Here is a 13,649-nt window from a genome sequence, read left to right as displayed (position 1 = left end):
TTTTTCTGTCGGTTCACCATACAAGGAGCTGGCGTGTCAGTTTTTCCCCGCCTCATGTTCAAACTCATCTGGCTGGCAACGGTTTTTTTCGGTATCACCCTGCTCAGTTTTGTTGTCATTCATCTCGCGCCGGGCAAACCCACCGATATGCAGACCACATTGAATCCTGCTATTACTCCCGAAGCCCGAGCCCGTCTTGAAACGCTTTACGGACTTGATCAACCCCTTCATGTGCAATACGGGCGTTGGCTTTCTCGAATTGTCCGTTTCGACTTTGGGACATCCCTTTCCGGTGACCACCGTCCTGTGTGGGAAAAAATCCGCGAACGCTTACCGTTGACGGTTTTCATAAGTGCAAGCGCTCTCATACTGACGCTTTTTATTGCTATACCCATCGGCGTCCTTTCGGCAGCTCATCAAGGAGGTGCTTTCGATAAGATCGCCGCGATTGTAGTTTTTCTCGGATTTGCCATGCCATCGTTCTGGCTGGCGTTGCTTCTCATGCTCGCTTTCGGCATCCTCTGGCCCATTGTGCCGATTTCCGGTCTGACATCGCTCGACTACGCAAATCTCTCCCTCTTTGGCAAACTGCAAGACCTTGCCGCTCACCTTGCTCTTCCTATCTTTGTCACCACGTTCGGTTCATTGGCGGGCATGTCTCGCTATATGCGTGCGGCCATGCTTGAAGCGCTTCGACAGGATTATATTGTTACCGCGAGAGCCAAAGGACTGCCGATGCGAACGGTCATTTTCAAGCATGCGCTTCGCAATGCGCTCCTTCCCGTCATTACCCTGCTCGGACTTTCTGTCCCCATGCTCATTGGCGGGTCAGTCATCATCGAATCTGTTTTCGGTCTCCCTGGTCTGGGGCAACTCTTCTATAACGCTGTCATGGCCCGAGATTACCCACTCATCATGGGAAACCTCGTACTCGGTGCCACCCTCACGCTCAGCGGAAATCTTCTTGCTGACGCCGTATATTCGCTTGCCGACCCCCGAATACGTCGAGAGGCGTAGAACGACTGTTCAACGCCTCTTCCCGAAATATTTACTTGTGGAAACATGTGGTGCGGGCGCAAATCACAAGCGCCCCATATCGGAGTCAATAAAAGAACACGGAGCAATACACTCCATATCGCCTGAATATTTATGGACTACCGCAGTGCCCCATACGCAACCCCCTGAGTTCCCTCATCCAGTGCAGATGAAGGGGAACGCACAAAGTGCACGACACTGCTCAAAATGGCTTGAAGCTGTGTGCCAAAACCTTCACTTGCGTCGTGAAATGCACTATCGGTTTCCTCCAACATACCAATCTCGGTTTGCTGGAAGCCTTGGTCATCTTGCCCGTTGCCTGTTTGGCCGCCTTGGAAAGATGTCCGTATTTCATCGGGACCATGGGAATCCCTTTGAATGTATTCGTGTCCGTGAAGCGTCACATCCAGTACAGGCTGCCCTTTTTCATAGGTCTCGATATGGTGGCTGGAGTCATGAAGAAGGGAAGTCGTTTCGTCTTCGGTCAATCCCCCTCCAGTACGAAACTGTCCTTTAGACGGGATCTGATTTTCAGTTGCAGATTCTTTATGTTCCTTACGAGAAACCAGCTCTCCATCAACATAAGTCTCATCCGTCCAGGAAATGCTATACGGATTGGCCCCGGAACCGGACTTCGACACGGCTCCGGCCGTATTATAGTCCCCATTCACTGTGGTCGCGGCATCATGCTTCAACTCGCTTCCAAAAAGATCGGCCTCGGTCGACGCTTTATACGCCACGCTGGCAAGTAACGACGAGGCGGAATGCGTTTGCTGAGTCGCATACTCCTCTTCTGTCATACCCAACGTTTGAAAAATCGTAGCGCGGTCAGGCATTCCTTTGCCATCGACTTCTTTCATGGTCAGAGAGCCAGCACTGCGCCGTATCAATTCGCCCTTATTATACCAAGAAACAGATACAGACTGCGAAAGTCTCCCGTCTTTGGCTCCCCATCCATCCTTGTGATTATCTTCAAATGATGCTGTACGGAGAAGATTTCCCTCAGCATCATAGTTTGAAATTGATACATTCAACGATATATCATGCTTCCGTTCATTTGTGGTGAATGGACCTTGCAGAATGGTTGCAGATGTAGAGCGGTTTGTCAGATTTTCATACTCTGACTTCTGGTCGATTGTCATTTCTCCACGCAATTGACCATCGACAAAATCTTGAACACGCAACTGGTAATTCGTTGCCTGTTTATCTTGAGTTATAGACCCTGCCATGTCTTCAAGGGAAAACTCGATGCCCTTATTCTCAATATCAAACAAATCTTCGATGGCGAGCTTTGTCTGGCTCTCTTGTGGGACATCCTTCTTTTCCAATGATAAATCAATGACGGCATGTCCTCCCCTGTATGTACTCTCCAAATCCATGGCATCAGACATTTGACGAACCATTTCGCCATGTTGGAACCACGTGGCTGTCCTTGTCATGCGGGCTTCAGAATGCGCCTTCGACGAATTACTCAGTCCGGTCAACTCCACATGCAGTGTTTGGGAAACATCGCCATTAACGTCATACACTTCCGTGTCGAACACAGCAGAATCATTATCCAGTATACCGTTGATTTTCCTGAGTAACCCTCCATCTTTGTCATACTCGACAATCTCAATGGACCTTCCTTCCATGGTCACGACCTGACGAGTCCCATTCTCCAACACGTGTTCTCCAGGCGTCAGACCAAAACGTGTCTCCCACGTTGCAATGGATTGAGTCTCTTGTTCTTCCTGTTCCTGTAGGTAGCGGGCTCGCGCCTCACTGGAAATGATAATCGTGTCTTTCTGAGAGGTCTCAGAGCTTTGAATGTCGTTTTTTGCGGTGCTCCATGTATCCCACGACTCCGTTTGGGGAGAGAGACTTCCGCCACGAATATCACTGTACGACGAAGAGATAGCATCCGACATGCGGCATCCTTATTCATACACCCTGTTCAAATTATTTATAAAAACATCACAAAACCAAAGAGACATATCACTTATCGACAGTAACACATACTTCTTTAGACATATTGAAAAAGTAACCGTTGCGCGCTTTCAAGCTATACCCCTTCCGCACCACTGTCAGCCGCTATGAGGAGCACTACCTCACAGTACTCGCCTCTCCCCTGGCGTGTTTGAAGGGACATTTACGTAAAGATTCATGGAGAAGCACTCAATACGAAGCTATGGAGATATTGGAGCGAGCCGTCAGAGAACGGCTCGCTATTGTGCGTGAGAAGAGAAGCTCTCGGAAAGACCGCGCGTGCAGGCTTTAGCCTCTTCACGCGGAAGGAAGCAGAAGTGTTTGTTTTACCGACTCATGCGAAGATCGCTTTATTTCTTCAATTGGTATTTATTGACGGCATTAATGTGTTCACGCAAGGATTTACTGAAATAATGCTCGCCAGTACTCCCTTTTGCAACAAAATACAGATAGTTATGATGCTCTGCATTTTTAACGGCGAGAAGCGCTTCTTTACCGGGTGAACAAATCGGTCCAGGAGGCAAGCCGGGGTGTTGATACGTATTATAGGGGTTGGAAGGATCGTCGAGATGTTTACGCGTCAAGTTGCCGTCAAACTCCGGGCCGAGTCCATAGATAATGGTTGGATCGGTCTGCAACAGCATACCACGACGCAAACGATTGATAAACACACCGGCAATCCGAGGACGTTCAACGGGAACAGCAGACTCTTTTTCGACAATAGATGCCAGAGTCACAAATTCAAAAAGAACATTTCCCGTTGGAGCATCTTCCGGGAAGACTTCGGCAAGCTGCTTATTGAATTCTTTCAACATGGCTTCGACAACATACGTTGCGTCGTTGCCTTCCTGCTTCGTGAAAAAATAGGTTTCAGGAAAAAGGAATCCTTCGGCTGTTTTAGCGGGAATATTATATTTCCCCAGAATCGTTGGGTTGCGAGAAGCAGAGAGAAACGACGCGGCACTCCCCATGCCTGACTTTTCCACAATGGCGGCTGTCTGTTCCAGCGTCAGGCCTTCGGGCACGGACAAGCGATGGAGAAGGCCCTGGGAAGAAACAAGATGATTCAATACCCGAAGAGGTTTCCACCCGGTGTTGACCTCAAACTCCCCCGCACGGATTTTATCGCTTTTCTCCATAACCCGCGCCAAAATACGAAACGAAAACGCATCTTTCACCACGCCTTCGGCTTCAAGCTGTTTGGCAATGGCAATAAATGATTCTCCCGGTACAATCGTAATACGCTTGCTTTCTCCTGGTGTCGCAGGAGGAATGCTCAAAAAGCTATATCCATACCATCCGAGACCAAGGATGGCGAGCAGAAGCAGGCCAAACAGGCCAAGGAAAAGCGACTTCATATCATACTCCGGAAGGAAGTGAGATAGGACTCCAAAATAACAACAGCGGCTTGCTGATCCAGCACGCGCTTCTTCTTCTGGCCTCGCACGCCAGCAGTGTCAAGAAGAGCTTCTGCGTGGGCAGAGGACAAGGCTTCGTCAATAAATTCAATGGGAACATCGGTACGTCGACCAAGACTGGCGGCAAAATTCCGAACCTGTCTGGTTGTCAGAGAATCCGATCCATCGAGGTGCTGGGGTAAACCAAGCACAATACGCTCCACGTTTTTCTCTTCAATAAGCTCAAGCAGGCGTTCGAATAAGGCATCGCGCGTGGTTCGCTGAATCGTGCAGACCGGAAAGGCCATCGTTTTATCCGGATTCGAAACAGCCACTCCCACACGCTTCACCCCAAAATCAATCCCTAATACTGTCATACGTCCCCTACGTTGCTCTCTCTTCTTGGGAATCTTCCTCTGCCTTCGCAGGCAACATCACGATACACTCATCAAGTGTCCCATACCATGAAACATACGCTTCGCGGAAAACACAATAAACCACGCACCATGATGCAAAAAGGAAGGACCGAGTCCTCCCTCTTTGCATCGATACACTTTGGGGCCCCCTGCTCTATGGCGTCATACGCAGGTTATCGAGAATAGTTTGAAACGTAGAGAGCCAGGCAGCCGACGCAGGCCCTGTCTGATGATTCAGCATACGTTCATAGAAGACCGGAATGATGTCGGCATTCCGAGGAAAGTTCCAGATAAGCTGTTGTCCGCATTGAGCTGGATCACGTGTAAAAAACGTCGGATTTTGATTCATAACGGCGTCGGGAGCAGCCATAAGGCGGATGCGTATCTGCGTATCTCCCCGATAAAAAATAGCGGTTTGTTCAAACACAACACTACAGATTTCAAATTCAGCCAGAGTCGTGAACACTTTGGCGTGGAGTCTCCCGGGAATAGGGCGAACCCTCTGCGAAGCGGGCACAGCAAATGGTGGCTCTGCTCCGAATTGGCCCTGACGAAGCGCCTGGCGGTCTTCCAAAGCAATTTTTCGGGAAGCATCGAACGGTCCATCACCAGGCTCCAATTGAGACAGCGGGGTGATGGAAATCGCAATACCGAGTCCATGCCGTGGACCTCGACCATCGGCAACGAACTGAACGGAACGAGGATAGGACACGGTTAAACCGATACCGGGATACTGTTTGAAATTCATACCAGGAACCGGTGGAGGAGCACTGGGCCTGGGAGCCGGTGACAACAAGAAAAAAACGCCGTCACGCATAAAAATCAATCGGCGGGGAGACACTTGAATAACCCGTTCCAGACCAGGCAAGCGACAGCCGGTCTCAACCACCGTTATGCGCGTTGCAGGATCAATATCCAGTGCTTTGGGTGACACATGATATGCACTGGAAATATAGCCTCCAGCATTAATACGACGCGGGAGCACTGAAACCGCGCACGTTTCCCCCTCAAAGGACATGGTCGTTGCGGATGTGGGGTTGGGATTGAATTCCACCACCTTCCCAACAAAGGTTTGTGCTCGGGTGGCATTCATACCGCTCGGTCCCGGCATGACAAATCGTTCAATCCTCCAGTATCGGGCCTCCGGTTGCGCCCACGCAGAAGAAGCAGTCGGTCCGGAAGCGATACAAAACGCGACAAATAAAACAAACACATACATACACCGGGTTGCAAAGCACTGCGATGTCATGGCAAAGCCGTCCTTTGTTTGCTGATTGTTCATATGCATACCATTGTACGTGGAAAGAACTCCGATGTAAATTTTCTCCAAGCGAGGTGACGATGAACGAAGTATTCTTGACGTGCGAGCAGGTCGGTCCATCAAAATGGAAACCACGTTTTCATGAATCAGACTTTCTTGCCGCAATTGATCGTATAGCTCTGGCCGGACAAGCTTATGCATTGGAGTTTGCTCCCGAGCCCGAGGTGCATTCCCGGCAACTTTGGCGCATTGAGCACCCAACAGCCGAGAGCGGTTTTCGTCTGACCATGACCGAGTGGATGGCAATGGAAGGCGGCATGGAGCCGACCCACATGATCGAACTTGTCTTCGATGAAGACGGGAAATTTCTCGGCGCGGGCCGGTTTCTCGCATTTGCCGCGACTGCAGAAGAAATTCAAGACGACGACCCCGATTTGGAGATCGTCTGTTCCATTTGGTCGCATTTGGGAGGACTGACCCGACCAACCACAGAAGAACTCCTTGATGCTCCTGACTCCACGTCCTGTTGTGGCGAACATTACCCCGACGACTGATCTCCTCTGTCGTCTCCAACCAAGATAACACTTTTCCGCCTTCCAAACACATCATCCTGTGTCGCATCCCCTGATGAAGTTTCCTCGCTTGACGTGAGGGATACTTCATTTGACTTTTATCAACTTCCTCGTCATACCGTTATTCTATGCGTGTCTTTGCGCCAACGTCTGCTTCGCTCTTGTGCTATAAAGGAAACGTCATGGATACCAACAGACTCAGCACCCTTGCCCGCTTGATACGACGAAATATTCTCATTTCGTCAACAACGGCCGGATCAGGACACCCCACATCTTCCCTTTCGGCCACGGACCTGATGACGGGACTCTTCTTTGGAAGTATTCTGCGTTTCGACCCGAGTCGACCGGGACATCCCGGAAATGATCGGGTTATTTTTTCCAAAGGGCATGCCTCGCCACTATTTTATGCGTTATGGGCTGCAGCCGGAGCCATCCAAGACGAAGAATTGAAGACATTTCGCGCCTTCGGCTCTCCACTCGAAGGACATCCGACAGCTCGTTTTCCTTTAGCGGAAGCCGCGACCGGTTCTTTAGGACAAGGTCTTTCTATCGGTGCCGGCATGGCACTTTGCGCCAAATATTTGGAAAACGCGCCAACACGAACCTATGTCCTGCTTGGAGATTCGGAAATGGCCGAAGGATCTGTGTGGGAAGCGATCCAGCTCGCAGTTCACTACAAGTTGAACAACCTCATTGCCATTCTCGACGTTAACCGATTGGGTCAACGCGGTGAAACCATGTATGGTCACAATGTTACTGCTTATGACGAACGCGTACGGGCCTTCGGTTGGGAAACTTGTGTCATCGACGGCCATGATATGGACTCCATCCTCAATGCGTATGCCCGAGCCACAGCCCACACAGCCAAAGTGCCATTCATGATCATCGCCAAAACCATCAAAGGCAAAGGCGTACCATTCGCCGAAGACCTCAATGGCTGGCATGGAAAGCCTATTCCCAAAGACCGCCTGAACGAGGCCTTGACCGCGCTTGGAGAGGTTCCTGCCGATCTTCGTGGTAACATTGCGGCGCCCCTGGATATCCGCTCCGAGCCGATGCCTTCCGCCCCGCCTCCACATCCTTCCTATTCAGTCGGGGAACCCATTGCTACCCGCAAAGCATACGGAGAAGGCCTCGTTCGCATTGCTGACGCGTTTCCCGATATGGTTGTGCTTGATGCCGAAGTCAGTAATTCAACATATGCCGATACCTTCAAAAAAGCCTATCCGAATCGGTTTTTCGAAATGTACATTGCTGAGCAAAACATGGTAGGCATGGCTTTGGGATTGTCACGGAGAGGCCGACTTCCTTTTGTGTCAACATTTGGCGCGTTTTTCACCAGAGCGTTTGATCAAATTCGCATGAGCCGGTACTCTGGGGCCAACATCATATTTTGTGGATCCCATGCCGGCGTTTCCATCGGCGAAGATGGCCCTTCGCAAATGGGACTTGAAGATATTGCCATGTTTCGGAGCGTTTTGGACAGTGTCGTTTTATATCCGAGCGATGCGGTTTCCTGTGTCAAATTGACAGAAGCCGCCGCAGAGTATGGTGGCATTGTCTATATCAGAACCACGCGTGGCAGCACGCCGGTACTCTACGACAACGCAGAATATTTCCCCATCGGAGGATTCAAAATCCTTCGACAATCAGACCTCGATGTTGCCACCATTATCGGTGCGGGTCTGACAGTACATGAAGCGTTAGCGGCCTGGGAGGAATTGAAGCAACAAAACATATCCGTTCGAGTTATCGACCTGTATTGCGTCAAGCCCCTTGACGGTCAGACATTGGCCGCCGCAGCCTCGCAAGGGCCGATTATCACCGTGGAAGATCATGGCCCGACTGGTGGATTGGGAGAAGCCGTAAGCGCGGCTTTGGCGAATACCGATTTGCACGTTGTCAGTCTGGCCGTATCCAAAATGCCCATGAGCGGCACACCCGACGAGCTCCTCAACTACGAAACCATTTCCAGAACGAGCATCGTCAAAAAAGTACAGGAGATCGTATGAGACCGGACAATCTGAACACGAAAATATTCCTCGATGGAGCCGATCCGGATCAAACGCGGGATATTCTTGACCGACTCGGTTTTCTTGATGGTCAAACAACCAACCCCAGTTTGGTGGCCAAAAACCCACAGGCCCAACAACACGTCAAAACTGACGGTACGTTTCAAAAAGAAGAACTCCTCGGCTTTTATAAAAAAGTGATCCAGGAAATCTCCTCCCTCATCCCAGAAGGTTCCGTTTCGATCGAAGTCTATGCCGACAGCAACACGACAGCGCAAGCCATGATTGACCAAGGCACTCAGATGTTTGATTGGATTCCCAATGCACACATCAAATGTCCTACAACAACAGCCGGGCTCGAAGCCGCCAACCGGCTCATAGCGGCAGGTAAACGCGTGAACATGACGTTGTGCTTCACGCAGGAACAGGCCGCAGCCGTATACACGGCAACCCAAGGGGCCAAACCCGGCGATGTGTTTGTTTCTCCTTTTATCGGTCGGCTTGATGATCGCAACCAGCGTGGTCTCGATCTCATTGCGAATATTCTCAAAATGTACTCCCCAGGTGACGGGCATGTCGAAGTTCTGGCCGCCAGTGTGCGCAGCCTCGATCACTTCCTCAATTGCCTCAAACTCAACCCGGACATTGTCACCGTTCCTCACAATGTTCTTGTGGATTGGGCCGATGCCGGGATGCCGGTTCCAACAGACCCTGTCCGTGTTCCGGCCAGACTGGCCCCCATCATTTACCAGAACATTGCCTTGGACAAACCGTGGCAAGACTACAACATCATGCATGACCTTACCGACTCGGGCATGGCGAAATTCGCCAGCGACTGGAACAATCTCATCACAGCCTAAACCCTGGAGGAATGTATGAAATTGGCAATGCTCGGCCTTGGTCGCATGGGCGGCAACATGGCCAAACGTCTGTCCCGTGCTGGTCATCAGGTGGTTGCTTGGAACCGTACGTTTTCCAAAGCACAAGATATTGCGAAGACAGAGGAGCATATACAGGCCGTCGAAACTTTTCCTGAGGTTGTCGCGGCTCTTGAAGCCCCTCGCGTTGTCTGGGTTATGCTTCCGGCAGGCAAGCCGGTCGACGATGCATTGAACCAGTTGATCGACTTGCTTGAACCAGGAGATATCGTGGTGGAGGGGGGCAATACCCACTTTAAAGACGATCTTCGTCGTGCTCCTGCGTTTACCGATAAAGGCATCCATTATGTCGACGCTGGTGTTTCCGGCGGTATTTGGGGACTCCAAATCGGCTATTGCACCATGCTCGGCGGTCCGAAAGAAGCTGTCCAAGCCATTGAACCGGCAATGATCGACCTTGCGCCCAGGGATGGGTTTCTCCACTGCGGCCCAACTGGAGCCGGTCACTTTGTCAAAATGGTCCACAACGGCATTGAATACGGCATGATGCAAGCCTATGCCGAGGGCTTTGCCGTCCTCGACGCATCGGAATACAGTGAGCATTTCGATTACACAAAGATCAGTCATCTCTGGAATCAGGGAAGTGTCATCCGATCCTGGCTGCTGGAGTTATGCGAACGTATGTTTAGCGACGACCCGCATTTAGACGGACTTGAAGCCTATGTCGATGATTCGGGAGAAGGACGCTGGACCGTCAGTGAAGCGATCGATACAGCTGTTCCAACGCCGGTTCTCACCTTGGCATTGATGGAACGATTTCGATCACGACAACCCGATTTTTTTGGCGATCGCGTTTTGGCCGCACTCCGGAACCAATTCGGTGGTCACGCCGTCAAAAAGAAGTAACCCGACACACACGAACCGTTTGTGCAACAACGCGTTGCACAAACGGTTCGAAGAGCAAACAGCATGCCGTGGCGAGATGCGGTATATCAATTTCCGCTCTGCGCCACATTATCTGCAATAAAATTGTGGCATTGAGAAGCTCGGGATGCCCCTCCCCCCTTGCACAATGACCGTACTCTCTTTCTCAAGGAGTAGATAATGATATTGAATAACGGTCCAGCCTGTCTCGAACAGGATCGCCCCAGCCCATGTACCTTGGTTATTTTTGGGGCATCGGGCGACCTGACATCGCGCAAACTCATCCCTTCGTTAGCCAACTTGTTCCGCGTCGGTCGTCTTCCCGATAGTTTTGCCATTATCGGTGCTGCGCGATCAGAAATGAACAATGAGAGCTTTCGCGACGTCATGCGCAAAGCGCTTCAAGACACAGGTCTTTTAGCGGGCATTGCCTGGAAAGACTTTGCCCGACGTCTCTTTTATTACCGTCTGGATTATAAGCAACCTGACGATTACGCCAATCTCAAAGCGTCTATTGAATCCATTGAACAGGACTTGAATTTACCCGGCAATCGTATGTTTTACCTGGCTATACCTCCAGGACTCTACCAACCCGTCGCCCGAAACCTTGGTGCTGTAGGATTGGCAAATAGCCCTTCTGACGATGTTTGGTGTCGGATAGTTGTAGAAAAGCCGTTCGGCCGTGACTTGAAGTCATCTCAGGAACTTGATGCGGCACTGCATGAGTACTTTGACGAGAACCAAATTTTCCGTATCGATCATTACCTTGCCAAAGAAACCATACAGAACTTGTTACTGTTCCGGTTTGCCAACGCCATCTTCGAACCGGTTTGGAATCTGCATTATATTGATTACGTCAGTATCACAGCTGCAGAACGGCTTGGAGTGGAGTATCGTGCAGGATACTACGATGAGTCCGGCGTATTACGCGACATGTTTCAAAATCATATGATGCAACTTCTGGCTATGGCGACCATAGAGCCACCCTCTAAGTTCCAATCTGACCGGGTTCGCGATGAAAAAGCGAAGGTTTACCGCAGCTTGCGCCCCTTCGACCTTAAAAATCAATTTGAAGATCTCGTTCTCGGACAGTATGAGAGCGGTGTTGTCGAAGGAAAACGCGTTGTCGGATACCGTGAAGAATCTGGCGTCACACACAACTCACTCACACCGACATTTGCCATGTTGCGTGCATATATTGATAATTGGCGATGGCAAGGTGTTCCCTTCTATATCACGTCGGGAAAACGCATGCCCAAAAAAGTGACGCGTATCGTGGTGCAATTCAAACAGGTTCCTCATTCCATTTTTCGCGATATTCTTGGTCCTGACTTCATTGCAGCTAACCGCCTCGTTATGGAAACCTACCCGAATGAATCCATCCGAATGTCGTTCCAAGTCAAACAACCGGATACCCGTTTGTGCTTGCGAACATCGTCAATGCACTTCAATTTCAATGAAGGAGTCTCCGGCCCCATACTTGATGCGTATGAGAAGGTACTCATTGATAGCATGATCGGTGATCACATGCTGTTCTGGAGACAGGATAGCGTGGAACTTTGTTGGGAATTCCTCACTCCGATCCTGGAAATGTGTGACGAATGCTCAGAATTGGAAAAGCATATTCGATTCTATCCCTCCGGTTCTTGGGGACCGGAAGAAACAGCCCGGATTTATAGCGGGTACATTGATGACGTGTCACGATAGCCTTCCCCTCTGTTCGATGAGCATACGGATCGTACGAATCATCCGTATGCTCATTCAGCACGTGAAAACTCGCTCTTTTTCCCTTCTTATTGCCACCGCAACCACATAAAAGGATTCCACAAGACTATTCAATATAATTCCATCAAAAAAAATCCACAAATTGATTTTTATAACAATTCTAGCATCCAACCTTGACGAAAAACGTTCCATATAGCATAAAAAAATATCTTACACTCTCTTCGCTGGCAAGTTAAATAACACTACACATGCAGTCCTCTCTTCTTCTCTGCGGGATTAGGACATCACCGTATTGTGTTATGCTTCGTGATGTACGCCACCCCAGCGAAATATATTGTATTGTGCTGTTCATGAAGACTCAACACAAGGAGTCAACGATGAAACGCATTCTTGTTGTGGATGATTCACCAGAAATACGAGACGCTATTTCCAGTTTTCTGGAAATAGATTACGATATCCAGATTGCTCAAGATGGCTTTGAAGCGGTGTCAAATGTGACGGAAAACCCTGTGGATCTTGTATTGCTCGATATCAAGATGCCAGGGATAGACGGCTTTGAGACAATGCGCCGAATGCATGGCATACGTCCTGGGTTGCCGGTTATTTTTATTACCGCACATAAAGATCTCGCACAATTCCACAGTGCTTTTTTTGAAGGCGCAGAAGACTTTGTTGTCAAGCCATTCGATTTATATGACCTTGAAGAACGAATAAAACGAACCTTCCACTTTCGCGACACCGCAGACATTATTTTCCCAAACGACATGGCCATGTCCATGGCGCGCTGTTTCGCCAGAGCCGTTTCCTTCAAAGATGAATACACAGGATGCCATAGTGAACGCGTTGCAATATATGCTATGGTTATAGGACGAGAACTCGGCTTTTCCGGTCACGATATTCACTCGCTTCTGCTCGAAAGCCTCGTCCATGATGTAGGTAAACTGGGTATCCGTGACGCTGTTCTCCTGAAACCCGGCAAACTCGATGGTCCAGGCGAATGGGATCACATGAAAAGCCACGCAGAAAAAACCTATCAGATCCTTGCAGAGATCACGATACCAGGATGGGAGGAAGTAGCATTCAACGCATCTTCACATCATGAACGATTCGGAGGCGGAGGGTATCCTCGCGGACTGGTTGGAGAGGACATCCCGCTTAGAGCCCGCATTTTGGCTTTGGCGGACATTTGGGATGCCGTCAATAGCAAACGGACCTACAAGGAGGCGTTTACACTGACGCGGAGTTTGGAAATCATGAACTCTTTACGTGGAAAGACATTGGATCCCCACCTTGTCGACGTTTTTTTCGCGGCTCGTGAGAAAGGCGCTTTTGATCCAGCATTTCTGGCAACCGTTCAAGAAAAAGAAAAAATGACCGGCATGAAGCGGGAGTACCTATTGTGAATTAAAGCCAACACAATGTATTATTCGACGATCGACAAGATCGGCCGAGGAGAAAAGT

Annotated in this window: 11 protein-coding genes; 7 read left to right on the top strand and 4 right to left on the bottom strand. The window is 49.8% G+C overall.

Going from position 1 to position 13,649, the window contains the following annotated elements; all coding sequences use genetic code 11:
* Positions 1-54 precede the first annotated feature (54 nt).
* Entirely contained in the window at positions 55-1,017 is a 963-nt protein-coding gene (locus G451_RS0101000; protein ID WP_027182806.1) for an ABC transporter permease, read from the top strand.
* 137 nt (positions 1,018-1,154) lie between these two features.
* Here the strand turns inward: G451_RS0101000 and G451_RS0100995 are convergent, their stop codons facing one another.
* The 4 genes from G451_RS0100995 to G451_RS0100980 form a co-directional block, all read right to left on the bottom strand.
* On the bottom strand, positions 1,155-2,945 hold the full coding sequence (locus tag G451_RS0100995; protein WP_027182805.1) for a hypothetical protein: 1,791 nt from the start codon (positions 2,943-2,945) through the stop codon (positions 1,155-1,157).
* 408 nt (positions 2,946-3,353) lie between these two features.
* Positions 3,354-4,361 carry an endolytic transglycosylase MltG gene (gene mltG, locus G451_RS0100990; protein ID WP_034640125.1) on the bottom strand — a complete coding sequence of 336 codons (1,008 nt, stop codon included), beginning with the start codon at positions 4,359-4,361 and terminating at the stop codon, positions 3,354-3,356.
* Positions 4,358-4,777 (bottom strand): Holliday junction resolvase RuvX, encoded by a 420-nt coding sequence (gene ruvX, locus G451_RS0100985; protein ID WP_027182803.1) that lies wholly within the window; start codon positions 4,775-4,777, stop codon positions 4,358-4,360. Before ruvX ends, mltG begins: the two co-directional genes overlap by 4 nt.
* Positions 4,778-4,970: 193 nt before the next feature.
* The gene (locus G451_RS0100980; protein ID WP_156921462.1) at positions 4,971-6,065 is read right to left on the bottom strand and encodes a hypothetical protein; all 1,095 of its coding nucleotides are present in this window, start codon (positions 6,063-6,065) and stop codon (positions 4,971-4,973) included.
* 92 nt (positions 6,066-6,157) lie between these two features.
* On the opposite strand from G451_RS0100980, the gene G451_RS0100975 reads away from it, so the two are divergent.
* The 6 genes from G451_RS0100975 to G451_RS0100950 all read left to right on the top strand — a co-directional run bounded on the left by G451_RS0100975 (position 6,158) and on the right by G451_RS0100950 (position 13,591).
* A complete protein-coding gene (locus G451_RS0100975) occupies positions 6,158-6,631 on the top strand; it encodes a hypothetical protein (RefSeq protein WP_027182801.1) in 474 nt (157 codons plus the stop codon).
* A 200-nt stretch (positions 6,632-6,831) separates the two neighbouring features.
* Positions 6,832-8,661 carry a transketolase gene (locus tag G451_RS0100970; RefSeq protein WP_027182800.1) on the top strand — a complete coding sequence of 610 codons (1,830 nt, stop codon included), beginning with the start codon at positions 6,832-6,834 and terminating at the stop codon, positions 8,659-8,661.
* Positions 8,658-9,521, top strand: coding sequence for a transaldolase family protein (locus tag G451_RS0100965; RefSeq protein WP_027182799.1), 864 nt, complete (start codon positions 8,658-8,660; stop codon positions 9,519-9,521). Before G451_RS0100970 ends, G451_RS0100965 begins: the two co-directional genes overlap by 4 nt.
* Positions 9,522-9,536: 15 nt before the next feature.
* The gene (gene gnd / locus G451_RS0100960) at positions 9,537-10,445 is read left to right on the top strand and encodes a phosphogluconate dehydrogenase (NAD(+)-dependent, decarboxylating) (protein ID WP_027182798.1); all 909 of its coding nucleotides are present in this window, start codon (positions 9,537-9,539) and stop codon (positions 10,443-10,445) included.
* Positions 10,446-10,643: 198 nt separating this feature from the next.
* Complete coding sequence (gene zwf / locus G451_RS26795) at positions 10,644-12,170, top strand: glucose-6-phosphate dehydrogenase (RefSeq protein WP_051260991.1); 1,527 nt, start codon at positions 10,644-10,646, stop codon at positions 12,168-12,170.
* Between the two features lie 395 nt (positions 12,171-12,565).
* On the top strand, positions 12,566-13,591 hold the full coding sequence (locus tag G451_RS0100950) for a response regulator (protein WP_027182797.1): 1,026 nt from the start codon (positions 12,566-12,568) through the stop codon (positions 13,589-13,591).
* Positions 13,592-13,649: the final 58 nt, after the last annotated feature.

This window comes from Desulfovibrio inopinatus DSM 10711 (assembly GCF_000429305.1).
GTDB lineage: Bacteria > Desulfobacterota > Desulfovibrionia > Desulfovibrionales > Desulfovibrionaceae > Alteridesulfovibrio > Alteridesulfovibrio inopinatus.
Note: the sequence above shows the minus strand (reverse complement) of the source record. Positions and strands in the feature narration are given on the sequence as shown.

Coding starts and splice junctions, on each gene's coding strand:
- mltG (WP_034640125.1), bottom strand. CDS start 4,361: ATGAAGTCGCTTTTCCTTGGCCTGTTTGGCCTGCTTCTGCTCGCCATC.
- G451_RS0100950 (WP_027182797.1), top strand. CDS start 12,566: ATGAAACGCATTCTTGTTGTGGATGATTCACCAGAAATACGAGACGCT.
- G451_RS0100970 (WP_027182800.1), top strand. CDS start 6,832: ATGGATACCAACAGACTCAGCACCCTTGCCCGCTTGATACGACGAAAT.
- G451_RS0100980 (WP_156921462.1), bottom strand. CDS start 6,065: ATGACATCGCAGTGCTTTGCAACCCGGTGTATGTATGTGTTTGTTTTA.
- G451_RS0100965 (WP_027182799.1), top strand. CDS start 8,658: ATGAGACCGGACAATCTGAACACGAAAATATTCCTCGATGGAGCCGAT.
- G451_RS0100975 (WP_027182801.1), top strand. CDS start 6,158: ATGAACGAAGTATTCTTGACGTGCGAGCAGGTCGGTCCATCAAAATGG.
- ruvX (WP_027182803.1), bottom strand. CDS start 4,777: ATGACAGTATTAGGGATTGATTTTGGGGTGAAGCGTGTGGGAGTGGCT.
- gnd (WP_027182798.1), top strand. CDS start 9,537: ATGAAATTGGCAATGCTCGGCCTTGGTCGCATGGGCGGCAACATGGCC.
- G451_RS0101000 (WP_027182806.1), top strand. CDS start 55: ATGTTCAAACTCATCTGGCTGGCAACGGTTTTTTTCGGTATCACCCTG.
- zwf (WP_051260991.1), top strand. CDS start 10,644: ATGATATTGAATAACGGTCCAGCCTGTCTCGAACAGGATCGCCCCAGC.
- G451_RS0100995 (WP_027182805.1), bottom strand. CDS start 2,945: ATGTCGGATGCTATCTCTTCGTCGTACAGTGATATTCGTGGCGGAAGT.